Source organism: Bradyrhizobium sp. AUGA SZCCT0431 (assembly GCF_018131065.1).
Classification (GTDB): Bacteria; Pseudomonadota; Alphaproteobacteria; order Rhizobiales; family Xanthobacteraceae; genus Bradyrhizobium.
In genome coordinates, this window is record NZ_JAFCLR010000009.1 from 129,216 (window position 1) to 152,300 (window position 23,085).

24 protein-coding genes and 1 tRNA gene are annotated in these 23,085 nt (G+C 62.6%); 11 read left to right on the plus strand and 14 right to left on the minus strand.

Features of this window, described 5'->3' with window-relative positions; translation table 11 throughout:
* Positions 1 to 538: 538 nt before the first annotated feature.
* A complete protein-coding gene (gene glmU / locus JQ567_RS10785; protein ID WP_212438791.1) occupies positions 539 to 1,897 on the minus strand; it encodes a bifunctional UDP-N-acetylglucosamine diphosphorylase/glucosamine-1-phosphate N-acetyltransferase GlmU in 1,359 nt (452 codons plus the stop codon).
* Between the two features lie 235 nt (positions 1,898 to 2,132).
* Between glmU and JQ567_RS10790 the strand changes: the two genes are divergently transcribed.
* Complete coding sequence (locus JQ567_RS10790) at positions 2,133 to 3,569, plus strand: hypothetical protein (RefSeq protein ID WP_212438792.1); 1,437 nt, start codon at positions 2,133 to 2,135, stop codon at positions 3,567 to 3,569.
* A gap of 141 nt (positions 3,570 to 3,710) precedes the next feature.
* Positions 3,711 to 4,091 (plus strand): hypothetical protein, encoded by a 381-nt coding sequence (locus JQ567_RS10795; protein WP_211996787.1) that lies wholly within the window; start codon positions 3,711 to 3,713, stop codon positions 4,089 to 4,091.
* Here the strand turns inward: JQ567_RS10795 and JQ567_RS10800 are convergent.
* Positions 4,051 to 5,622, minus strand: a complete 1,572-nt coding sequence (locus JQ567_RS10800) for a beta-(1-6) glucans synthase (protein ID WP_249165388.1) — start codon at positions 5,620 to 5,622, stop codon at positions 4,051 to 4,053. The two genes, JQ567_RS10795 and JQ567_RS10800, sit on opposite strands and share 41 nt — an antisense overlap.
* Before the next feature lie 394 nt (positions 5,623 to 6,016).
* Between JQ567_RS10800 and JQ567_RS10805 the strand changes: the two genes are divergently transcribed.
* From JQ567_RS10805 to JQ567_RS10840, 8 genes are all read left to right on the plus strand, one after another.
* Complete coding sequence (locus tag JQ567_RS10805) at positions 6,017 to 6,595, plus strand: beta-1-3, beta-1-6-glucan biosynthesis protein (protein WP_212438794.1); 579 nt, start codon at positions 6,017 to 6,019, stop codon at positions 6,593 to 6,595.
* Between the two features lie 187 nt (positions 6,596 to 6,782).
* Positions 6,783 to 9,461 carry a glycosyltransferase gene (locus tag JQ567_RS10810; protein WP_212438795.1) on the plus strand — a complete coding sequence of 893 codons (2,679 nt, stop codon included), beginning with the start codon at positions 6,783 to 6,785 and terminating at the stop codon, positions 9,459 to 9,461.
* A 148-nt stretch (positions 9,462 to 9,609) separates the two neighbouring features.
* Positions 9,610 to 9,685, plus strand: a tRNA-Lys gene (locus JQ567_RS10815).
* A 179-nt stretch (positions 9,686 to 9,864) separates the two neighbouring features.
* Positions 9,865 to 10,017 (plus strand): hypothetical protein, encoded by a 153-nt coding sequence (locus JQ567_RS10820; protein WP_212438796.1) that lies wholly within the window; start codon positions 9,865 to 9,867, stop codon positions 10,015 to 10,017.
* A gap of 57 nt (positions 10,018 to 10,074) precedes the next feature.
* Positions 10,075 to 10,389 (plus strand): hypothetical protein, encoded by a 315-nt coding sequence (locus tag JQ567_RS10825; protein WP_212438797.1) that lies wholly within the window; start codon positions 10,075 to 10,077, stop codon positions 10,387 to 10,389.
* Positions 10,386 to 10,772, plus strand: coding sequence for a hypothetical protein (locus JQ567_RS10830; protein WP_212438798.1), 387 nt, complete (start codon positions 10,386 to 10,388; stop codon positions 10,770 to 10,772). Before JQ567_RS10825 ends, JQ567_RS10830 begins: the two co-directional genes overlap by 4 nt.
* 550 nt (positions 10,773 to 11,322) lie before the next feature.
* Positions 11,323 to 11,640 carry an antibiotic biosynthesis monooxygenase gene (locus tag JQ567_RS10835; RefSeq protein WP_212438799.1) on the plus strand — a complete coding sequence of 106 codons (318 nt, stop codon included), beginning with the start codon at positions 11,323 to 11,325 and terminating at the stop codon, positions 11,638 to 11,640.
* Positions 11,641 to 11,804: 164 nt separating this feature from the next.
* Positions 11,805 to 11,999, plus strand: a complete 195-nt coding sequence (locus JQ567_RS10840) for a hypothetical protein (protein WP_212438800.1) — start codon at positions 11,805 to 11,807, stop codon at positions 11,997 to 11,999.
* A gap of 357 nt (positions 12,000 to 12,356) precedes the next feature.
* Here the strand turns inward: JQ567_RS10840 and JQ567_RS10845 are convergent, their stop codons facing one another.
* The 9 genes from JQ567_RS10845 to phnG form a co-directional block, all read right to left on the minus strand.
* Entirely contained in the window at positions 12,357 to 12,968 is a 612-nt protein-coding gene (locus JQ567_RS10845) for a pyridoxamine 5'-phosphate oxidase family protein (RefSeq protein ID WP_212438801.1), read from the minus strand.
* Between the two features lie 114 nt (positions 12,969 to 13,082).
* Entirely contained in the window at positions 13,083 to 13,673 is a 591-nt protein-coding gene (phnN, locus tag JQ567_RS10850) for a phosphonate metabolism protein/1,5-bisphosphokinase (PRPP-forming) PhnN (protein ID WP_212438802.1), read from the minus strand.
* The gene (locus tag JQ567_RS10855; RefSeq protein WP_212438803.1) at positions 13,670 to 14,827 is read right to left on the minus strand and encodes an alpha-D-ribose 1-methylphosphonate 5-triphosphate diphosphatase; all 1,158 of its coding nucleotides are present in this window, start codon (positions 14,825 to 14,827) and stop codon (positions 13,670 to 13,672) included. Before JQ567_RS10855 ends, phnN begins: the two co-directional genes overlap by 4 nt.
* A 14-nt stretch (positions 14,828 to 14,841) precedes the next feature.
* Entirely contained in the window at positions 14,842 to 15,540 is a 699-nt protein-coding gene (gene phnL / locus JQ567_RS10860) for a phosphonate C-P lyase system protein PhnL (RefSeq protein WP_212438804.1), read from the minus strand.
* Between the two features lie 9 nt (positions 15,541 to 15,549).
* Positions 15,550 to 16,341, minus strand: a complete 792-nt coding sequence (gene phnK / locus JQ567_RS10865; RefSeq protein WP_212438805.1) for a phosphonate C-P lyase system protein PhnK — start codon at positions 16,339 to 16,341, stop codon at positions 15,550 to 15,552.
* A complete protein-coding gene (locus JQ567_RS10870) occupies positions 16,334 to 17,218 on the minus strand; it encodes an alpha-D-ribose 1-methylphosphonate 5-phosphate C-P-lyase PhnJ (protein WP_212438806.1) in 885 nt (294 codons plus the stop codon). The genes phnK and JQ567_RS10870 overlap by 8 nt, the downstream gene beginning before the upstream one ends.
* Positions 17,215 to 18,318 carry a carbon-phosphorus lyase complex subunit PhnI gene (locus JQ567_RS10875; RefSeq protein WP_212438807.1) on the minus strand — a complete coding sequence of 368 codons (1,104 nt, stop codon included), beginning with the start codon at positions 18,316 to 18,318 and terminating at the stop codon, positions 17,215 to 17,217. Before JQ567_RS10875 ends, JQ567_RS10870 begins: the two co-directional genes overlap by 4 nt.
* Positions 18,319 to 18,320: 2 nt before the next feature.
* The gene (gene phnH / locus JQ567_RS10880; protein WP_212438808.1) at positions 18,321 to 18,929 is read right to left on the minus strand and encodes a phosphonate C-P lyase system protein PhnH; all 609 of its coding nucleotides are present in this window, start codon (positions 18,927 to 18,929) and stop codon (positions 18,321 to 18,323) included.
* Positions 18,929 to 19,387 carry a phosphonate C-P lyase system protein PhnG gene (phnG, locus tag JQ567_RS10885; protein WP_212438809.1) on the minus strand — a complete coding sequence of 153 codons (459 nt, stop codon included), beginning with the start codon at positions 19,385 to 19,387 and terminating at the stop codon, positions 18,929 to 18,931. The genes phnH and phnG overlap by 1 nt, the downstream gene beginning before the upstream one ends.
* 119 nt (positions 19,388 to 19,506) lie before the next feature.
* Here phnG and phnF point away from each other — a divergent pair, with 119 nt between their 5' ends.
* Complete coding sequence (phnF, locus tag JQ567_RS10890) at positions 19,507 to 20,235, plus strand: phosphonate metabolism transcriptional regulator PhnF (protein WP_212438810.1); 729 nt, start codon at positions 19,507 to 19,509, stop codon at positions 20,233 to 20,235.
* A 7-nt stretch (positions 20,236 to 20,242) separates the two neighbouring features.
* On the opposite strand, the gene phnE (JQ567_RS10895) is transcribed toward phnF, so the two are convergent.
* The 3 genes from phnE (JQ567_RS10895) to phnD form a co-directional block, all read right to left on the minus strand.
* A complete protein-coding gene (gene phnE / locus JQ567_RS10895) occupies positions 20,243 to 21,106 on the minus strand; it encodes a phosphonate ABC transporter, permease protein PhnE (protein WP_212438811.1) in 864 nt (287 codons plus the stop codon).
* A complete protein-coding gene (phnE, locus tag JQ567_RS10900; protein ID WP_212438812.1) occupies positions 21,106 to 21,990 on the minus strand; it encodes a phosphonate ABC transporter, permease protein PhnE in 885 nt (294 codons plus the stop codon). Before phnE (JQ567_RS10900) ends, phnE (JQ567_RS10895) begins: the two co-directional genes overlap by 1 nt.
* Before the next feature lie 99 nt (positions 21,991 to 22,089).
* Positions 22,090 to 23,025, minus strand: coding sequence for a phosphonate ABC transporter substrate-binding protein (gene phnD / locus JQ567_RS10905; protein WP_212438813.1), 936 nt, complete (start codon positions 23,023 to 23,025; stop codon positions 22,090 to 22,092).
* Between the last annotated feature and the right edge of the window lie 60 nt (positions 23,026 to 23,085).

Here is a 23,085-nt window from a genome sequence, read left to right on the forward strand (position 1 = left end):
GGCAAAGACGCGTGGTCCTGACGCCCCGTATGCTGGCGTCAAGCTCCAAAGAGGCTAACGCTTCGGAGGAGCGACGGTGACAACGAGCACGGCCCGACCGGGGAGATCGCGTTATAAGCCGTAAAGCCATTGCGCAGGGAAGGCTGGGTGTTCTCCGCTGCCCTGTATGCTCGTGTGCACACTTTTCTGTGCAAACCGCACACGAGACCGCGGGTGCAGCGCGCACCCGGTCTTCCCTGCGCCCTCTCAATGAGAGGGCGGGAAGTTTCTGGCAAAGCTCGGGCGCAATGCGTCGCGAGAACGCGAACGCACATCCCCTCGGCTCACTTGATATGAAGCAGAAATTCTCCTCACGTCGTCCCGGCCTTGAGCCGGGACCCATAACCACAGGGAGAAGTTTTGCGGAAGGTCTCTGCTACCGAGGCTTCGTCGAGAGATCACGCGGTATGGGTCCCCCGATGCGCAATTGCGCATCTGCGTTCGCCGGGACGACCAGGATGAGCCAGCGTCGTTCGAAGACCTCCGGCACGCGAACCCCTCAACCTTCCTTCTTCGCCTTCGCCCGCAGCTTCATCTCGCGGTAGCGCGCCGCGCCGCCGTCGCGGTTGTTCTGCGGGCTGCGCTCGACGGCCAGCGCATCGTCGGGCACGTCCTTGGTGATGACCGAGCCCGAACCGATATAGGCGCCTTTGCCGATTTTCACCGGCGCCACCAGCGACGAATTGGTGCCGACGAAAGCGCCCTCGCCGATCGTGGTCTTGTGCTTGAAAAAGCCGTCATAGTTGCAGGTGATGGTGCCGGCGCCGATGTTGGAATTGGCGCCGACATGGGCATCGCCGATGTAGGAGAGATGGTTGACCTTGACGCCGGCTTCCAGGTGAGCCGCCTTGGTCTCGACGAAATTGCCGATCCGCGCGCCGTCGCCGAGCGAGGTGCCCGGCCGCAGCCGCGCGTACGGGCCGACCGACGCCTTCTTGCCGATCGAGGCCTGCACGATGTGCGAGAACGAATGGATCACCGCGCCGTCGGCGATGGTGACGCCGGGGCCGATCACCACGAACGGCTCGATGGTGACGTCGTTGCCGAAGGTGGTGTCGGCGGCGAGATGCACGGTTTCCGGCGCGATCAGCGTCACGCCGGCGTCGAGCGCCGCCTTGCGCAGCCGCGCCTGCATCACAGCTTCGGCTTCGGCGAGCTGGGCCTTGGTGTTGATTCCGCGCACTTCATCCTCGCTGGTTTCAATCACGACAGCCTCCAATCCCATGTCCCTGACGAGTGTGACGGCGTCGACCAGGTAATACTCGCCCTTGCTGTTGGCATTGCCGATCCGCTCGAGGATCGAGAGCGCCTTCTTGCCGTCGAACGCCATCACGCCGGCATTGCACAGCGTGACCTTGCGCTCCTCGGCGCTGGCATCGGCATGCTCGCGAATCGCCACCAGCTGCTCGCCTTCGATCAGCAAGCGGCCGTAGCCGGTCGGGTCGGCGGCGCGAAAACCGAGCACCGCGAGGGCTGCGCCCTTCTCCAGCGGCGCCCGCATTCGCGCAAAGGTCTCGGCCGATATCAAAGGCGTATCGCCGAAGGCAACGATCAGGTCGTCAGCCCCACGCGCCAGCGCATCGCGGGCCGCCAGCACCGCATGCGCGGTGCCGAGCCGTTCGCGCTGGATGAAGGTCGCGGCATCGGGGCGGATCCGCACGACCTCGTCGGCGACCGCCTTGTGGTCCGGCCCGATCACGACGGCGAGCGAGGCGCCCGCGCCATTCGGGGCGGCATCCAGCACATGCGCCAGCAGCGACTGGCCGGCCACCGGGTGCAGCACCTTGGGCAGCGAGGACCGCATCCGCGTCCCCTCGCCGGCCGCGAGCACCACCGTCAGGCTGGATCGAGCAGTCATGAGAAGTCCTCTACTAGAGCGTTTTCCAGCGAAGTGGAATCCGGTTCGCGTGAAGAAAACGCGTCAAAACAAGAATCCCTATCAGGGCCAAAGGCGACGGCGCCGTCTTTAGGTGTTTTCGCTGTGAGTGGAAACCCGATTCGCCGTCCCGCAAAGTTCCGGATTCAAGATCATGGCAGAATTCCTGTTAATGTTTGCCCTGTGATTCGGCAGGCCTCGGGAGGGCCAGAGACGTTTGGCCAAGAATTCCGACCATCGCGCTGGCGGCCTCGAGACGGACGATACCGGCGGCGTGCTGAGCGGTTTGCTGGCCGAGGAAGAGGATCTCGACCGCCGCGCGCTGTGGCGGCTCGGATCGTGGGGCGTCGGTGCGGTGGCCGCGGTCGTCGTCGCCGTGATGGCCAACCAGACCCAGTTTGGATGGAAGCGCGACCAGATGGCCGCGGCCGATCTCAGCCAGCGAGCGCAGCAGATCCAGAATGTTGCCAATCAAACGGAACGCGAGGCGCGGCGGCTCGCCGCGGCCATCGATACGCTCAACAGCGATCGCGACCGGCTCTATGCCCGCGTCACCGGCCTGGAACGCGGGCTGGACTCCGTGACCGGGTCCATCGCCCGCCAGAATTCCGCCGCGGCATCGCCGCCCGCCCCGGCAGCGCCTTCGCCTGCCGAGCCCCAAGCTCCCCAAAATCAGGCCGCGCAAAGTCCCGCACCTGCCGTGGCGCCGGTGGCGACACAGACGGCTGCGGCCGCGCCTGACAAATCCGGTGCCAATCCGATCCCCGCCGAACCGGGTCCGGCGGCAGTTTCATCCGTTGCCAAGGATCCGGCCAAAGAACCTGGCAAGGAAACTGCCAAGGAGACCTCCAAGGAAACCATCAAGACCGAGCTGCCGAAGATCGAAGTAAAGAAGACCGAGGCGGCAAGGTCTGAAGCCGCCAAAGCTGATTTGGCCAAAGCTGAGGCGATAAAGCCTGAAGCGGTAAAGTCCGATACGGCGAAAATCGATACCGTGAAGATCGAAGTTGCGAAGGCCGACGCTGCGACGCCGGCTACGCCGCTGGTCGCCTCACAGTCCTTCATGGCGCCGCCCGATCCGTCCGCCACCAAACTGATCGAACCCGCCAGGCACTTAAATCCGGTGATCGCGAGTCCGATCCCGGAAGTGATGGCGGCCGTACCGGCCACGGACGCCGAGGCGGACGAGGAAACCACCCCGAAGGTCCCGGTCCAACGGACCCAATTCGGGGTCGATCTCGGCACCGCCAATTCGGTCCCCGGCCTGCGCGCGCTGTGGCGCGGGCTGTTGAAATCGAGATCGAACGCGCCGCTCGCCGCGCTCCGCCCGATTATCGTGATCAAGGAAAGCACCAACGGGCTCGGTATGCAGCTTCGGCTGGTGGCCGGTCCCATCAACGACGCCGGAGCTGCCGCCCGGATCTGCGCCGTTCTGACCGAAAACAAGCGGAACTGCGAGACGGCGATCTTCGACGGCCAACGGCTGTCGCTGACCGGCGACAACCCCGCGCCTGCCCCGGGCGCAAAACCCGCGCCGCGCCGGCGGGGTGCGGTGGCGAAGCGAGCGGCCGTCGTCGTGGAGGAGCCGGCAAAGAAGCCGGAAACAGCGGCAACAACCGCGGTCTCGTCCTGGTTCAGCAAGCGGGGCCAATAGATATTTCATTGCAATACAAGGGGTTGCGGCGAGACTCTGAACTGTTTTTGTTGCCCCTTAATGTCCTGCAGTGACTTGTCCCGGCGGCCATTCCCGACCATATTCGCCCCGCCATCCATCCAAGCCCGAGAAAATGCCGCTGTGAAAAAAACTCCGTTCCGGCTGACGCCCTATCAGGTGCAGTTCCTGTTGGTGGTCGGCTTCGTCACCGTCGGCTACGCGCTCTATCTGCGCTATCTCGCGGTCGAGTTCTCCACCGTCGCGCTGGCGTGCGACGCCGGCCTGCAGACGATGATTTGCAAGGCCCGCACGCTCGCCACCACCCTGTTCAAGAATTCGGTGTTCGGCATCGTCGCCCTGATCATCGCGGTGCTTCACGTGATGCGGCCGTCGATCGTGCTTTTGACCGGCGGGCTGATCGCAGCCGGGCTCGGGATCGTGCTCTATAATGTCGTGCTGTCGGGGATCGCGATCGGGTTGCTTATTTTGGGCTTTGCGCGGCCCGCGCCCGCCACAGCGTAAGCGCGAGCAGGAAGTAGATCGCGCAGGTCCACATCGCCTGCCAGTTCTGCGCGCCTTCGTTCACTCCGATATAGAGTGTGGCCACCACGAGCAGTCCGGCAAAGGCCGATTCGGCGATCGGGCGAGCGCCCTCTTTCGGCCGGTTGACCAGCATCAAGGCGGCAAACGGCACCACGGCCATGGTCAGCGAAGCGAACGGAAAATCGCGATAGCGCGGATCGAACGCAAAACCGAGCGCGGTCTCCGCGCCGATCACCGTGGCGACGACCAGCGTCAGGCCGAGCAGCACTGACAGCACCGATCCGGTCCGGCCATCGCGCGGGCCGAGCAATTCGAGGAAGGTCGGCAGCGGCCGTCCCGACATCGCAGCGTTGGCGCAGAGCATCGGCGAGGCGATCGCGGCCGCCAGCAGCGCCCCCCATTGCAGCCAGCCGCCGGTCCCGTAGCTCTCATAGAACATCTTGTCGGCGGCGACGCCGAGCAGCATGCCGGAAATCGTCGCCGAGGTGCCGACCGCAAGCCAGGCGGCCAGCCGCGGCTGCCAGGGCCGCCGCCGCAACGTCAGCCAGCCCGCGAGAAACACGAAGAAGCTGAGCGCCATGCCGCATCCCATCTGCAGCTTCCAGAACGGAAAATTGCTGATGGCCTCGCCCGGCGGATATTTCACCGCCCGCTGCGCGTCATCGATCAGGCCCCAATAGCCGCCGACGGTGCCCTCGAGCTGGCGCTTCCACGGCTGGTCGTAGGCCTCGATCAGGTTGACGCGAAAGCCTTCGCGCTTGGCGAGATCGAGAATTTCGGAAACCACCCGCGCCTGGTTGGTGCGCGACGGCAGCGCGCCCTCGCGCATCCGCCCGGCGCTGGGCCACCCGGTCTCGCCGATCAGGATCTCCTTGCCCGGAAAGGCGACCGCCATCCGCTTGCGGATCGAATCGACATGGGAGGCGGCAAACTTCGCGCGCACCGGCATGTCTTCCCAGTACGGCAGGATATGAATCGTGACGAAATCGACGGCGTCGTAGATCTCACGGTTGCGCAGCCAGAATTCCCAGACATCGGCATAGGTGACGGGAATGGTGACCTGCGGCTTGACCGCGCGGATGTAGGCCGCGAGATCCGACGTCGTCATCTCGCCGCGCAGCAGCACTTCGTTGCCGACCACCAGCGCGGTAATGACACCCGGATATTCCTTGGTCAGGCCGACCGCGATCGCGATCTGCGAATAGTTCTTGATCCGGTTGCTGCTGAGCCAGATGCCCTGAATGACCTTCAGCCCGACCTTGGCGGCGATGGCCGGAACCTGGTCGAGCCCGTTCTCGATCGAATAGGTGCGTACGCAGTCGGTGATCTTGGCGAGTTGCGTCAGATCCTGCGTGATCTGCTCGGCATCGATATGCGTGGTCGGCACCAGCGGCGTCTGCTCGCCCCGGAACGGCGCATAGGAGACGCATTGCAGTTTGGCGTTGGGGTCGATCGGGGCGCGCACGAGCGTGATCGGGGTGGCCAGCCACCACCACAAAGCTGCGATCATACCTAGCGATGTCAGGAGAAGCGCCAGCGGCGTACGAAAAGAAATCGGTTCCATCCTCCGGGCGGGGACCGTCGATTAGCCGGTCACCGGCGTTCTGCCAAGAGTGATCTATCAGGAGGATAGACCTAATCCAAACAGCTGATCCCAAGAGCTAGTCCAGAGCTAGTCCAAAGGGCAGATCAAAGTCCTCCTCCGCGCCTTCCCTGCGACGATTTTACCACGCGACGATAAAGTTGTGACTTTGCTGGACAAAATCCGAAATAACCGTCATGGGAATCCGGCAGCGTCTCCGCCGCAATGGAGACCTATTTGGACGGCAACTAGCCAAGCCATCACGAGCCGTGGGAATTGCCTTTTCGGGAATTCAGCGGCCATGTAACAAGTCGGGGAATGTATGCGTCGAAGTGGGCCTGATCTCAAAAGTGCGGTTTTGCGCCACCTCGCCGTTGCAGGCCTTGTCCTCGTGATCGGATCAGGCGGGGTTTTGGCCCAGAGCGGCACCCCCGCCCCGGACCAAACCGGCAAGCCGCCTGCGGCCAGTTCGGCCGACGTGAACCGGGACAACCAGCGCAAGACCGACGAATTCGTCGAGGCCACGCAGGCCATCAACGGTCCGGCCGGAAACCCGGAATGCGTCTGGCTCGGCCGCCGCGTGGTCCGCCTGATGTGGCTCGACGACCTCGATACCGCGTTCCGGCACCTCGACCTCTATGACCGATTCGGCTGCCCCGGCGGCCATGTTCAGGCCACCTTCCGCTGCCTGACCCGGTTTGGCGGCCAGATCGACCCCAAGGTCGCCGAAACCCTGTCGAGCCGGATCCATGCCTGCTGGATCAATCCGGGCGCCCAGCCCCAGGCGGCGGCAGCTGCCGCCAGCCCGGCCGCGCCTGCGGCCGCCGGCAATGCGGCGCCAGCGCCAGCCGCATCCCCCTCGCCGGCCCCGAGCCCCACCCCCGCCGCGCCGGCGAAGTAGTCGGCATTGGCGTGGGAACGATCGAATTTTTTCCGCGTTTGAATAGTCCGCGCCCTTAAAACGCCATCGCGTCATATCAGTTGTGAAATTGTGCGGCAGGATTATCCTTATGACGCCGCCGTGCCGGTCGAACCTAGGGGACGGGTTCGCTTTCCCACATACAGGCCCCGTTATGGTTTAACCACCGATGCGTGCCGTCGTCGCCGTTCTGCTGTTTGTGACCGCAGCTCACGCTGCGTTGTGGGGTCTGTTCCAGGAAAAGCAGCCGGCGCCCGATTTCCGCGGCATTTTGCCGAGCGTCTCCTACGCGCCGTTTGAGGGATCCGCGCATCCCGACGTCGACAACATTCCGCAAGTCGAGAAAATCCGCGCCGACCTGAAGAAGCTGTCGACGATGACGCGGGCTATACGGCTCTACTCCTCGACCGGCGGCGTCGAACTGGTTCCGCCGATCGCCGCCGAGTTTGGCCTCAAGGTCACCGTCGGCGCCTGGATCGACAAGAATTCCGACCGCAACGAACGCGAAATCGACGCGGCGATCACCCTCGCCAAGCGCAACAGCAACGTCATCGGCGTCGTCGTCGGCAACGAGGTGATTTACCGCGGCGAGCAAAAGGTCGAGGACCTGATCGACCTTATCAAGCGGGTCAAGAAATCGGTCAATGTTCCCGTTACGACGGGCGAAATCTGGAACATCTGGCGCGACAATCCGGAACTGGCCTCGTCCGTCGACTTCATTGCCGCCCACGTGCTGCCCTATTGGGAAAACTTCACGGACAAGCAGGCCGTCGATCAGGCGGTTTATCTCTACCAGCTGCTGCGTGAGAAATTCCCGGGCAAGCGGATCGTTATCGCCGAATTCGGCTGGCCGAGCGCGGGCTATAATTTGAGGAATGCCGAGCCGGGCCCGTTCCAGCAGGCTTCCGTGCTGCGCAACTTCGTCGCCCGGGCCGACGCCATCGGCATGGATTACAACATCGTCGAGGCGATCGATCAGCCCTGGAAATTCTTCGAAGGCGGCGTCGGTCCCTATTGGGGCATTTTGAACGCGTCGCGCGAACCGAAATTCGCCTGGACCGGCCCGATCGTAAACGAGAACTACTGGAAGCTCGCGCTGATCGCCGTCCTCGTCGGCATCCTGCTGTCGCTGCCGATCCTGCGCCTCGACCGGCCGACGGTCATGCAGACCATCATGCTATCGGCGGCGGCAAATGGCGTCGGCGCCTGGACGGCCACCGTGTTTGCCTATTGGGACGGGCATTATTTCGTGTTCGGCTCGGCGTTCGCGCTCACCTTGGGCCTGATCCTGCTGGTGCCGCTGGTCCTGATCGCGATGGCGCGGATCGAGGAAATCGCAGCGGTCGCCTTCGGCCGCGGCCCGCGCCGGCTGATCACGAAGAGCGCGCCGCTGGCGCCCGCCACCATCGGCGAGAACGTAGCCTTCCCCAAGGTATCGATCCACATTCCCGCCTATTTCGAGCCGGTCGAGATGCTGAAGCAGACGCTCGATGCGGTGTCGCGGCTCGACTATCCGAACTTCGAATGCGTCTGCATCATCAACAACACGCCCGACCCGGCATTCTGGCAGCCGATCCAGGATCATTGCCGTACGCTGGGTGAACGCTTCAAGTTCATCAACGCCGAGAAGGTGCAGGGCTTCAAGGCCGGCGCGCTTCGCATCGCGATGGAGCGCACCGCGGCGGACGCCGAAATCATCGGCATCATCGACGCCGACTATGTCGTGCATCCGGACTGGCTGAAGGACCTCGTCCCTGTCTTCGCGGACCCTCGCGTCGGCCTGGTGCAGGCGCCGCAGGAGCATCGCGACGGCGACCTCTCGCTGATGCACTACATCATGAACGGCGAGTATGCCGGCTTCTTCGACATCGGCATGGTCCAGCGCAACGAGTTCAATGCGATCATCGTGCACGGCACGATGTGCCTGATCCGCCGTTCCGCGATGGATATGGCTGGCGGCTGGTCCAGCGACACCATTTGCGAGGACACCGATCTCGGGCTGACCATCCAGCAACAGGGTTGGCTGACGCACTACACCAACGTCCGCTATGGCGAGGGCCTGCTGCCCGACACCTACGAAGCGTTCAAGAAGCAGCGCCATCGCTGGGCCTATGGCGGCTTCCAGATCGTCAAGAAGCACTGGCGGCGCTTCCTGCCCGGCGCGAGCCGGCTTACCCCCGATCAACGCCGGGAATTCTCGCTCGGCTGGCTGAACTGGCTCGGCGCCGAGAGCCTCGGCGTGGTGGTTGCGATCCTCAATCTGATCTGGGTTCCGATCGTGGCGTTTGCCGACATCGCCATTCCCGACAAGATTCTGACGCTGCCGATCATCGCCTCCTTCATCGTCTCGCTGGTGCATTTCATCGCGCTTTACCGCCTGCGCGTGAAGATCAAGGCCGGGCAGATGCTGGGCGCCATGATCGCGGCGATGAGCGTGCAATGGACCGTGTCGCGCGCCGTTGCCCAGGGCCTGATAACCGAGCACCTCGCCTTTGCCCGCACCTCCAAGGGCGGCCTGTCGCGGATGTCGATCGAATTCCAGGCGTTCTGGGAGGCCGTGATCGGCGTGCTGCTGCTGATTGGCGCTGCCGTGCTGGTGGTCACGAACGGATACAAGCAGGTGCACGAAATCTACGTGTTCGCGGCCGTCCTGGTGCTGGAAAGCCTGCCGTTCCTGTCCGCGGTCGCGATCGCGCTATTGGAAAACTCCCGCACCAATTCGTTCGCCTTCTGGCGCAACAGCGCGGTGCGCACGGCGGAGCTGATCGGGATCCGCCCGGTCCGGCTGCCGACGGTCGCGCGCCCCTCCCAGCCGGTTGCATCCGAGATTCGCCGGGAAGCCAATTAACGGGCGGTGAATCGATCGGCGCAGCCTGCTTGAAGAAGCCGGACTAACCGCAAGCCGAACCTCAGGAATTTGGATCGCACGGCCTAACATTTTCTGGCGCCGGCGCTATTGACCCGCAGGGGTCCGCCCCCTACACAGCGCGTCGAGTGAGCGCGTAGCTCAGGCGGTAGAGCACGTGACTTTTAATCATGGGGTCGAGGGTTCGAGTCCCTCCGCGCTCACCATGAAACCCTACTGCCGCAACGGTTTTTTGACTTTCCAAAGTGCTAATTGGGTTGTTCACAACCAGAGATGATAATTAGTCAGCAATTGACTAGCAGCGCGCCGATGTTGGTGCGTTGCTAGCAATCTCCCGTGTCGCCCTACTCCTAGCGCTCGATCCTGAGCTTAAGGAGTGACGAAAATGGATACCCAAGACACCATCGAACACCGCTGCGACGCCTGCTTCGGAACAGGCCAAAAAATTGAAGCGAAGCCGATGAAGTTTGGCGAATGGATTGCGCCCCCACCGGCCTGCAAAGCCTGCGACGGCACAGGTCGAAAGGCGATCAGTTAGGGCAGTCCCTTGCGTCCGAGCCCACACCGACCGAGCCGTCAGGCGAATATATTCTGCTTGGCGGCTTTGTTCTTCGCAACGAAGCATTCTCTCCCCGACGCCACCCGCCGGCTGGTCGAGATCGGGCTGAAGGCGAAGGGCAAAATGAGTGACCCTGTTTTCTGCGAGCGGCGAAAGTGGGGAATTGCGGTTTGCGGGCTTGTGAATGCGGCACTCACGCTGAGCGTGTCGATTGCAGCCGCTGCCGAGATAAAGCCCTTTGATCTCCAAGACGATCGCGTCAAAATTTCTATCTCCGGCAATATTGCGCCGGGTGACGCTGACTTACTGCAAGCGCTCATCAAAGCGGCGAATGACGCGGGTAACTGGTGACCTCGCTGCGGTTGCACTCTGATGGCGGCAACTTGCGAGAAGGTGTCCTGCTGGCAGCCGTGGTCAAGTCTGCAAAAATCTCCACGAATGTGGGGCGGGACGCAACTTGCGCATCAGCGTGCTTTCTCGTTTTTGCGGCCGGGGAAGCAAAACACGCAAACTATCGCGCCCGCATCGGAGTGCATGGCGCCGCCGATAAAGGTACCGCGTCTCGTTCTGCAACAAAGTCGATGGCAAGCGTTGCAGAAGAATTGGGCGTTCCCTCGTCAATCATTCGTCGCATGGTAATCACGCCGCCCGGCGAAATGGTCTGGCTTAATCTTGTAGATCTTCAATCGATGGGAACGAATGTCAGTCGCGGCGGGGCCGAACCAGAGCGATAAATGAGCCAGGGCCTTTAAGGGCAAGATCGAAATAGCGTGTCTCAATTGCCGAATGTGCGCGGCTGGATCATCAACCGAAGTTGCGAAATCCCCACATCAGGATTCCCAACGTCACCACGAGAATGCACAGGCTGCCGACGGCGACATGAGGACGACCTCCCAGCCGGAGAGGCCTGCCTTTTTGGCTTTGACAGCCCCGACGCCCAGCAAGAAAAACAACAGTGGGGCGACCAGCAGTGTCATTTCCGCTTCTTCGGCGCCAGTACCGGCAGATCGAGCACGCCAAACAATGCGAGCAGCAGGGCAACTTCTTCCTTTGAACCAACTTTAATCATCGTCATCATCTCCTGTTCGATGGTTAGTCGAACCGAGATTTCGCGGGGTTCATGGCGATTTGGTTTCGCGATTGTTTCAAACTTGTTTCGTCGGCAGAATTCTGAACAACGGTTCAGGCGCCAAGATGCCAGGCCCCCAACAAGGTGGGCTCGAATCCCGTCTGGGTTGTTGGAACGGTTTTTCCGGAAGCGGGTTTTCCGACCGGAGGCGCAACATGACCAAACCCCAGATCGCCCGCATTTGGCGCGGCAGGACCAATCCCGACGTGGCGGACGAGTACGAGGCCTACAATTACGAGGTCGGCATCAAGCCGCTGATCGAGAAGGCCCTTGCCGTCCAGACGTTCAGGGAGGACAGACAAAACGAGACCGAGTTTGTCACCATCTCGTATTGGGAAAACCTGGAATCGATGAGCAGGTTCACGGGCGGAGATCCATCCAAGATCCATCACCTGGAGCGCGACAAGGATTTTCTGATCGAGCTTCCGAAGTCCGTTCAGATTCTGAAGATACGGCATAGCCACGGAATCTAGCGCCGCTCCTGCGGACCCATTCAGAACACTCAACCGGGGCAAGAACCGTGAAAGAAGCCACCACTCCGGCGGCCTCCTTCGTTTCGTGATTTACGTCACATCTCCGTTGATTGTGGTCCGCCATGATCGCAGCCTGCGAGGCATCGCAAAAATGGTGCGAGACAATGACCAACGAAAATCGCGAACTGAGCGTTGAGGAACTTGGGTCCGTTGCGGGTGGCGGGCTTGTGGACAATGTCTTGCCCGAAGCCGAGGCGAGCACGGCCGAGTTTCTGAAGAGATTTGCCGAGGCGTCCCTGCGGTTCAATGCTTTCATCAACAGCCCCGCAAGTCAGGGCCCGGTAACGAATCAAGGGTAGTGCCCCCTACGAAAATGGGCTCACCGGCATGGCCGGCGAGCCCAGGACAACCGCGCTACGCGCTGGCTGGTCGAATCAGATTAGCATTTTTGCCCGTTTGAAAGCCGGCACTGGCTGTTACCTGGCTGGGCCCTTCGGTCCGCGGCGCTCGCCCCTTCGGAGACCGGCGACACCAAGTGTCACGACAGTCTCGCGGTCGGTCAAGCCGGGTGGCCTCCCTCAAATAGATAAGGATAGCGGCCCATATCCCCGTGCAACGCAGCAACGCATGCGCGGAAATCAGCGAAGAGAAAGCGACCTGCCGGAGTGGAGGCGTAGTTGTTAAACCGGAAAGCGAACGGCGCTTCCGAACCACCGTCACCACATCGTCTGCCGCGCGCGCTCCGGCCATTCGCGGTCGTATTTCTCGCCGCCCACGGTGTTGTTGCTCATCTCGGCCAGAATATCGCCTGGCGTCGGCAAGGTCTTCGGGTCGACGCGCTTGTCGGGATTCCAAAGATCGGCGCGGACGATGGCGCGGGCGCACTGGAAATAGATCTCGTCCACCGTCATGACGACCACGGTGCGCGGCGCCTTGCCGTCCATCTTGAACGACGCCAAGAGCTCAGGTTCGGCGGAAACATGCGCGCGGCCGTTGACGCGCAGCGTGCTGCCCGAGCCCGGGATCAGGAACAGCAGCGCCACCCGCGGGTCTCGCACGATATTGCGCAGGGAATCGCAGCGGTTGTTGCCGCGGCGATCCGGCATCATCAGCGTCTTTTCATCATGAATGCGCACGAAGCCGGGCAGATCGCCGCGGGGCGAACAATCGAGCCCCTCCGGCCCGCAGGTCGCCAGTGCCGCGAACGGCGACTGATCCATCAGCGCCCGATAGGACTGGGTCACGCGGTCCGCGACCTTGACCGTCGAGGCATCATTGGGAAAGCCATAAATGGCCTCGAGTTGCTCGATCGTCGTGATGATAGACATTTGCGTCCCCCGCCTACAGCATGATGCGGAAAAGTGGGTACCGGTTTTCCGACAAGATCATGCTCCAACAAAAAGCTAGAGCAGGATGACGATTCGAAGAAACGTCATCCTGCTCTAGTCCTCCCACTTCTCGCCCTTGATCGCCCGCACCAGCTGACGCGCGTGAAACTCGGCGCTGCCGGTGTTGACGATGGTGACGTCAGGCGCGGCCTCATCCACCGTCCGACTAAGCCGGTGCTCGATCTTGCCGTCGCTGCTGCGCCTCCGCATCGCCAAGCGCTCCGCCAGAACGTTCGGCGGCGCGGTGATCGAGATCACCGTGACGTCGGCATAGGCGCGGCGCATCGCTGAAATGATGGTGCGCGAAACATTGGCGACAACAGTGTGCCCGGCGCGGATTTCGTCGTCGATGGCGCGCGATATCGCATAGCGGTGGCCGTGCGCTTCCCAATGCATGGCGTATTCGTCACGCGCCAGCGCCGCCTCGAAAGTGCCGGCGCTGACCTCTTCATTGTCCTCCGAGGCCGAGGCCTGCCGCGTGATCACGCGGCGCGGGAATGCGATGGTGCCATCATCGGCGCAGGCCGCCTTGGCAAGCCCAAGCAGCGTATCCTTGCCGGCGCCGCTCGGCCCGACCACCAGGATGAGCCGGCCCGGTCCGATCGCGTCCGCATGGCCCGTTGATGTCGTGAGTATGTCTGTCATGCCACACGCTGCCCTTCCCGCCAGACGCTGCGCACCACCGGGATGTCGCGCGCCACATGCACCCGGATCAGATCGGCGCGCTTGCCGACCGCGATTTCGCCGCGGTCCGAAAGCCCCACCGCTTCGGCCGGAGTCTTGGTGACGGTCCGTACGGCAGAAGCGAGGTCAATGGCGGGAACATGCCGCGGCAATTGCAGGGCGGCCATCAACAGGCTCGAGGGAATGTAGTCGGACGACAGGATGTCCAGCAGACCCTCGCGGGCGAGATCGACGGCGGCGATGTTGCCGGAGTGCGAGCCGCCGCGCACCACGTTCGGCGCGCCCATCAGGATGCCGATGCCGGCCTGGTGCAGGCCGCGCGCGGCTTCCATCGTGGTCGGAAACTCGGCCACCGCGACGCGGTCGCGCACGGCGTCGATGACATTTTCCTCGGTCGTGTCGTCATGGCTGGCGAGCGGTATTGCGTATTGATGCGCCAGGGCCACGATCTCGCGCATATTGGCCGCGGCATAGGTCTTCTGGTAGGCAAAGCGCCGCTCGAACAGCACGTCGAGCTCGGCGTCGGTCATGCCGCCGCCCTTGCCGCGGTAATAGTCGCGCAGCTTCACCTCGTCGCGGAACTGGCGCTGTCCCGGCGTGTGGTCCATCAACGACATCAGCCGGATGTCCGGCCGGTCGATCAGCTCCTTGGCTTCCTCGACGACGCTCGGCATCGGGATTTCGCAGCGCAGATGCAGGAAGTGATCGGCACGCAGCAGATTTTCCTCGCGCGCCGATGTGATCGCCTTTGCAAGTATGCCTGCCCTGCCGTCGACCTCCTCGGCGCCGTCCTCGCGCCAGACCCGCAGCGAGTCCAGCACAGTGGTGATCCCCGAAGTTGCCAATTGCCCGTCGTAGGAGACGACTGCGGCGATCGGATCCCAGAACACTTTTGGCCGCGGCACGTAGTGCGCTTCGAGATGGTCGGTGTGCAGCTCAATCAGGCCGGGCATGATGAGGTCGCCGGCGGCGTCCTCGGCTCGCCCGGGGGCGTCGCCCTCGCCGAATTCGGCGATGCGGCCATCGGCAATGGCGACCCAGCCGCGCGCGATCACGCTATCGGCGAGGATGATGCGGGCATTGCCCAAAATGGTCTCGTGCTTCGTTGCGCTCATCTCACTTCTCTTCCCTATGCCGCCGAGGCAAACGACGTCACATCAACGATCCGGTCCGCGATCAAATGGCGTATTTCATCGTCATGGACGATCGCGACCATTGCCACCCCCTGATGTTTCTTCTGATCGATCAATTCGACCACGACGGCGCGATTGGCGGCGTCGAGCGATGCCGTCGGCTCGTCCAGCAGCAGGATCGGCAGATCGGAAATGAAGCCGCGCGCGATATTGACGCGCTGCTGTTCGCCGCCCGAGAACGTCGAAGGCGGCAGTGCCCACAGCCGTTCCGGGATATTCAGCCGGCGCAACAGCGTGCCGGCCTGCTCGCGCGCCTCTGCGCGGGCGATCCCGTTCACGATCAGGGGCTCGGCCACCACGTCGATGGTCGCGACCCGCGGCACCGCCCGCAGGAACTGGCTGACATAGCCGATGGTGCAGCGGCGCACGCTGAGCACTTGCCGCGGCTCAGCGGTGGCGAGATCGATCACCGTACCCTGGTGGCGGATGCCGATCCGGCCGCCGTCGCAGCGGTAATTGCCGAAGATCATCTTCAGGATCGAGGATTTTCCGGCGCCCGACGGGCCCGACAGCACGACGCATTCGCCTGATACAACGCGAAACGAGACCCCGCGTACGACGGGCAGTTCGACCCCACCCTGCAGATGCATAATGAAGGTTTTTTCGGCGTTGGTTATGTCGATCATCGCGGTCATTGGCCTAACTCATGCCGGCAAAATCGAGGAAACGAGCAACTGGGTGTAGGGTTCGCGGGGATCGTCGAGCACCTGGTCGGTCAGCCCGGTTTCGATGACCCGGCCGCCCTTCATCACGATCACGCGGTGCGACAGCAGCCGTGCCACCGCAAGATCGTGGGTGACGACGATGGCCGCGAGGCCCAATTCGCTGACGAGGTTGCGCATCAGGTCGAGCAGCCGCGCCTGCACCGATACGTCGAGGCCGCCGGTCGGCTCGTCCATGAACACCAGCCGCGGTTCGGTGACGAGGTTGCGCGCGATCTGCAGGCGCTGGCGCATGCCGCCCGAATAGGTCCGCGGCGCGTCGTCGATACGGTCGGTGTCGATCTCCACCCGCTCCAGCCAGGATGACGCGGTGTCGCGGATGCGGCCATAGTGATTCCAGCCCACCGCCATCAGCCGCTCGCCGACATTGGCCCCGGCCGAGACCGCCATCCGCAGGCCCTGCGCGGGATCCTGATGCACAAAGCCCCAATCCGTGCGGAACAGAAAGCGCCGCTCGGCTTCGCCAAGGGCCGCCAGGTCGCGCAGCACGCCGTCGCGCATCCGGTACGAGACGCTGCCGGCGGTCGGCGCCAACTGGGCCGACAGCAATTGCAACAGCGTCGACTTGCCCGATCCGGATTCGCCGACCACGGCCAGCACCTCGCCGGGATAGAGCGCAAAGGACACGTCGCGGCAGGCAATCAGCCGGCCATAGGTCTTGCCGAGGTTTTCGGCAACCAGCAGCGGTTGATCGTCGAGGGTCTTCTCAGCCATGCGCCCTCTCCTTGTGCGGTGCCGCGCTCTCGCTGCCGCGATGGCCGGCCAACTGGCGGCTCTCGCAGTAATCGGTATCGGAACAGACGAACATCCGGCCGCCCTTGTCGTCGGTGACGATTTCATCGAGATAGGAGTCATCAGCGCCGCACAGCGCACAGGGCGCGTCGAACCGGTAGCGCGTGAAGGGATGATCCTCGAAATCGAGCGACACCACCGTGGTATGCGGCGGAATCGCGTAGATCCGCTTCTCGCGCCCGGCCCCGAACAATTGCAGCGCCGGGCAGTTGTCCATCTTGGGATTGTCGAATTTCGGCGTCGGCGACGGGTCCATCACGTAGCGCGCGTTCACCTTCACCGGATAGGCATAGGACGTCGCGATATGGCCGAAGCGCGCGATGTCCTCATACAGTTTGACGTGCATCAGGCCGTATTCGCCGAGCGCATGCATACGCCTCGTCTCGGTCTCGCGTGGCTCAAGGAACCGCAGCGGCTCGGGGATTGGCACCTGATAGACCAACACCTGCCCGCCATGCAGCGGCGCTTCGGGAATCCGGTGCCGGGTCTGGATCACGGTGGCGTCCGCAGTCGCGGTGGTCGTCGCAACGCCGGCGGTCTTTCCGAAGAATTTGCGGATCGAGATCGCGTTGGTGGTGTCGTCAGAACCCTGGTCGATCACCTTCAGCACGTCCTCAGGCCCGAGGATCGCCGCGGTCACCTGGACGCCGCCGGTGCCCCAGCCATAGGGCATCGGCATCTCGCGGCTGGCGAACGGCACCTGATAGCCGGGGATCGCGATCGCTTTGAGGATCGCGCGGCGGATCATCCGTTTTGTCTGTTCGTCGAGATAGGCGAAATTATACGTCGGTGCGTTCATTCCGCGGCCTCCTGCATCGGCGGCGCTTCCGTGGCTTCCGCGAACTCCTTGCGCAATTTGCGCAGCAGGCCGAGTTCGGACTGGAAGTCGACGTAGTGCGGCAGCTTGAGATGTTCGACAAAACCGGTCGCCTGCACATTGTCCGAATGCGACATCACGAACTCTTCGTCCTGGGCGGGCGCGATCACTTCCTCGCCGAGTTCGCGGGCGCGCAGCGTGCGGTCGACCAGCGCCATCGACATGGTCTTGCGCTCGCTCTGCCCGAAGGCGAGCCCATAGCCGCGCGTAAAGCACGGGGCTTCGGTGGCCGAGCCCTTGAACTGGTTGACCATCTGGCATTCGGTCATCGCGATCGCGCCGAGCGGCACGGCGAAGCCGACGTCCTCGGCCATGAATTCGATCTCGACCTCGCCGAACCGGATTTCGCCAGCAAACGGATGGTTGCGGCCGTAGCCGCGCTGCGACGAATAGCCGAGCGCCAGCAGAAAGCCTTCGTCAGCGCGCGCCAGGTTTTGCAGGCGCAGGTCGCGATCCGCCGGGAAGCTGAGCGGCTCGCGCGTCAGGTCGCCAACCGGTGTCTCGGCATTCGCCTCCGGCGACGGCTCGATCAGCCCGTCCCGGCCGAGAATGTCGGTCACGCGCGGCGTCGCCGCGAGCGAGGCTTCGCTCGTCTCCGGCGTTTCCGGAGAAAATCCCTCCGCGAGTTGCGGATCGAGCAGCCGATGGGTGTAATCGAAGGTCGGCCCGAGAATCTGCCCGCCCGGAATATCCTTGAAGGTCGAGGAAATCCGCCGCCGCACCTGCATCGCGCCGGTATCGACCGGCTCGGTGGCGCCGAAGCGCGGCAGGGTGGCGCGGAACGCGCGCACCAGGAAGATTGCCTCGATCATGTCGCCGCGCGCCTGCTTGATCGCGAGAGCCGCGAGCTCGCGGTCGTACAGCGAGCCCTCGGCCATGACGCGGTCGACGCCGAGCGAAAGTTGCTCGGAAATCTGGGACAGCGAGATTTCGGGAACGTCACGGTCGCCGCGCCGCTCATGCGCCAGCAGACGATGGGCGTTCTCGATGGCGCGTTCGCCTCCCTTGACGGCAACGTACATGTCTAGCCTCCTCTCGCGACCAGCCGCGTGGAGCGCGGTATCGCGACAATCGCGTCGTCATGGACCAGCACGACATCGATGCCGCGCGGAAACAGGGCTACGTTGATGGCAAGCCGTTCGAACAAATCATGCGGCTGGATCGCGGCCTGCAGGATCGCGGTGCCGTCGATGCCGGGGCCGCGCAGTTCGAGGGCGGGCCCCTCCGTCAGACTGTCGACCTGCAGGATCAGCGTCGTCGAACGGTCCGGGTATTCATTGCTGCCGAACGCAAAACGATCGAGCGCCGGAAGCTCGCGGGGGTTGCCGATCAGGGCAAAGCTGCTGATCGAGGAATCCGCGATGACAGGCGCGCTGGTGTGGAATTTGAGCCATTTGGCGACGTCGGATGTTTCCGACATCCGACTGTCGAGCCAGATCGGCGTATCATGGTCGAACAGGGTCAGCGCAATGGCCGCGGTGCCGCGCATCATGGCGGCGGGCGTGCCGGCGACGGCCGCAATGCGCTGCACGCTGCCAGGACGCGCCATTGCATCCATCACCGAGCGGAAGGTCGATTGTGCCGACAGCACCTTGTCGGCAAATCCAGCGGGCAGTTCGGCAACCGTCGTCATCAGCCCTCTCCCCGCACCAAGGTGTAGAAATCCACCCGCGTCGCCGCGGCCTCGGCGGCCTTGCGGTTCCGTTTCTCGGACATCGCCGCACGCAGCGGCGCGATCACCTTTGTCTCGACGAGGCCGGCGAACTCATCCGACTGCACCATGGCGTCGCACAGCGCGATCATCCGCGCTTTCTCACGGTCGCGGCCGAGCGTGTAGCCGAAGCCGACCTGGCCGGTCGAAAGCCGGACCGCCGCACGCGATACCGTGGCCTCGCCGAGGTTGAAGGCAGATCCATCGCCGCCGATGCGGCCGCGCACCATCACGAGGCCGTTCTCCGGATCGCGCAGATGCTCGTGATCAGGCAGCGTGATCGCCGCCAGGCGGCCGGATATCTCCGATAGATCGGAATGCGCCAGCACCGCCATGACCGCCTTGCGCTGCACCTGCTTGTCGTTCTCGGTTGCCGTCATATCCACCTTGCCGGAATCAAGTTGTCTATGCTAGTAGACAACTTCATAACCAAACGCCATGACTGTTTGGTGACAACAGGGTTGTTTTTTCGGATGGCCGTTCCGGGTAGTTTCACACCATGAGCATGCAGGATGCAGCCACCGGTGTGGCGTTGTGGCGGCAGGTCGCCGACGGGATCGAACGCGGCATTGCCGAGGGCCGCTTCGCCGCGGGTGAAAAGCTGCCGGGCGAAATGGAGATCGCCGAGACCTATCGGGTCAACCGCCATACCGTGCGCCGGGCGCTGGCGACGCTCGCCGAACGCGGGCTGGTGCGCGCCGAGCGCGGCAGCGGCACTTATGTCGAGACCCAGCGCCTCGCCTATCCCTTGCGCTCGCGGACGCGGTTTTCCGAAATCGTCGGCGCCGGCGGCCATGAACCGCGCGGCCAGTTGATCGAAGCGTCCGACGATGTCGCTACCCGTGAACTGGCGCGGGAACTCGGACTGAAGACGGGCGCACCCTTGGTCCGGATCGAGGCGCTTCGGCTGGCCGACCGCACCCCGATCTGCGTCAGCACCTCATGGCTCTCCGCCGAGCGCTTCCCCGACGCGGGACAGGTCTTTGCCAGCGTGCGCTCGATGACCAAGCTGGCCGCGCATTACGGCATCCGCGATTACCGCAGGTCTTCCACCCGGATCACCGCCGCCATAGCCGACGCCAGCGACGCCGCACGGCTTGATCTCGCACTCGGCCGCCCGGTGCTGGTGGTCGACAGCACCGACGTTGATCCCGACGGCAAGCCAATCGTTACCAAGCGCTCGCGCTTCGCCGCCGAGCGCGTCGAGTTTTTGGTCGAGGATACGTGACGGTGAGCTAGTCGCGTAATACTGCGGCGCGGCCAATGATCGCGAAACGCAGTCGAGCGGAGATAAAATCTATCACCGCAACTGTGATAAGAATCATGATGATCAAGAATGCAACATGATCCCAGTTTTGCTGATTGATCTCGTTCGAGAGGTAAAGGCCAATTCCCCCCGCACCGACAATGCCGATCACGGTCGCGGAGCGCGTGTTTGATTCGAAGTAATAGAGCACCTGGCTCAGGATGACCGGGAGCACCTGAGGAACGACGCCAAATCTAATTTGATGAAGCGCAGACCCTCCGGTCGAGGTCACACCATCGACCTGCTTGGTATCGGCGGTCTCGATGGCCTCGGAAAACAGTTTGCCGAACGACCCTATGTCAGACATCGCGACTGCCAGAATCCCGGCGAATGGTCCAAGCCCGACCACATTGATGAAGATCAGCGCCCAGATCAACGTATCGACGCCGCGTATCGTATCGAGAAAACGACGCGACAGGAAATGCAGGATACGCTGACCAACGACATTCTTGGCGGCGATGAAAGCGAGCGGAAACGCGATGACCGCTGCCAGCAGCGTACCCAGAAATGCGATAGCAAGGGTTTCAGCGAGACCTTTGAGATAAAGGTGAAGCAAGCCGCCCGGACTTGGAGGAAACATCAAGCCGATGATGACACCTAGACGACCTATTCCGGTTACCAACTTTTCGAACGAGAAGCCCAGCCACACCATGCCGAACACGAACAATCCGACGAGGGCAACTGCGATCGTCACCGCCTGCATTCGCTTCAATGGCGACGGCCTGAAAATGTCGGGATAGGCTTGCGCCAGCCGAGCCCGGTCAACCCCGGCAAGGGACGACGGTTGCGACATCATCGATGTCCCTCAATTCCGAGAAGTCGGTGGCGTAAGCGTTCCGTGAGGAGATCGATAACGATCACGGTCGCAATGATCATCAGAAGAATTGCACTGACGTCCGAATAATAGAACTGCCGGATCGAACCCAGCAACTCCTTGCCGATCCCTCCGGCACCCACAAAGCCCATCACCGACGCCCCACGTACGTTTATTTCGAAGCGCAGCAGCGTATAACTTACAAAGTTCGATAAGACCTGGGGCACTACGGCAAAACGGATTTGTTCCACCCAACTCGAGCCAGTTGCACGGACGCCATCGACAGGTTTCATATCGATGTTTTCGGTTACTTCGGCGAACTGCTTGCCGAGCGCCCCGGCCGTGTGAATGGCGATGGCCAGGACCCCGGGTATCGGACCGAGCCCCAGTGCGTATACAAACAATAGTGCGAAGACGATCTCCGGCACCGTGCGGCAAAACTCAAGCAAGCGTCGCACGAAGCTACGAACGAGAACATTTGTGATCAGGTTTGCGCTCGCAAAGAAGCAAAGAACAAAGCCAATCGATGCGCCGAGGAATGTTCCGACATAGGCAACAAGAAGCGTTTCAGCCAGCAGCCGGAGCCAGCCGTCCCAGTTCCAGAACCATTCGGCGAAGTCGGTACTGAAATGCCCAAGCCGCAGCTTCGGCAGGATGTCGTAGAGATAGCTCCAGAACCTTGGAAGCCCTTCGACAAATTTGCGCAGATCGACCTCGCCGCCCCAGGCGGCCAGCGCGGCACACACGGCAAGGGCCAATACGAAAAGCAGCGTTCGACGGCGCTTTGCGCCGACAGCCGCACTGTATTGGCCGAGGAGCGCCGCGACCTGTTGGTCGCCAAGACGGTGAAGGTGACTAGTCAAAATATTGTCCTGCCCCACTCATGCGTGGGACGATGGTGAACGAACAAGCCCGGTGACGGCAGCGGGCAGCGATCAGGCCCGCTGCCGTCCACCGACGGTTCAGGAGGCCTTCTTCTTCCTCTGTTCGTCGAGCCAGAGGTTCATTTTCACCGACTCTTCGTAGTCCTTCGCGGTCACCTCGACGAAGCCGAGATCCTTGCCATCCGACAGCTTGGCGAACGCGTCCTTGTCTTTCTGCGGAGCGTCAACGAATGCCTTCACAATTGCCTTTTTTAGGTCGTCGGGCATATCGGCCAGATAGGCGAACGGCGAACCCGGCAGAAGCGGCGACTTCCAGGCGATACGGAAGTCTTCCTTCTTCATAAGCGTTCCGTCCGTCCTTTTCACCATGCCCTTGTGGAGCATGCGCGTCAGGTTCGAATCATCCTCCGAGTTCCACCAGTTGACGGCGGCATCAACGGTTCCGGCGGCCAGCGCCAGCACGGCGTTCTCATGGCTGCCTGTGGTCTGGCCGACCTTGAAGTAACGGTCAATCGGGAAGCCCTGCTGGGTCAGGAAGAAGTTCGGGGCCTTGAAGCCGGACGTCGATTCCACATCGACAAAGCCGAGCGTCGTTCCCTTGAGGTCCTCGATCGATTTGAATTTGCTGTCGGCGCGCACGTACATGACGGAATAGTAGCCGATCGATCCATCACTGTTCTTGGTCGTGACAAACGGAATAACATTGCCGCCCGAGACAGTGTTGGCCCGCGCATACGATCCAGGTCCGTAAAAGCCGATGTGAATCTGCTTGTTCTTCTGGCCCTCGATCACCGCCGTATAGTCGCTGGCAATCCGCATGGTCACTTTCACGCCCAGTTCCTTGGAGAGATAATTCGCGAACGGGGTATAGCGATCAAGCGTCCCGGTCGCGTTTTCGGCGGGCACGAGCGCAAACACCAACTCGGGATACTTGTCCTTCCAGGACTGGGCCAGGGCCGGAGTGGTCAGTGTCAGACCGATCGTCAAAGCCAAAAGGCTGCGGCGCGTAATCATCGATTTCTCCCTCTGAAATTCTGCGAAACCATCGGCAGATTAAGTGACAATGGGATGACG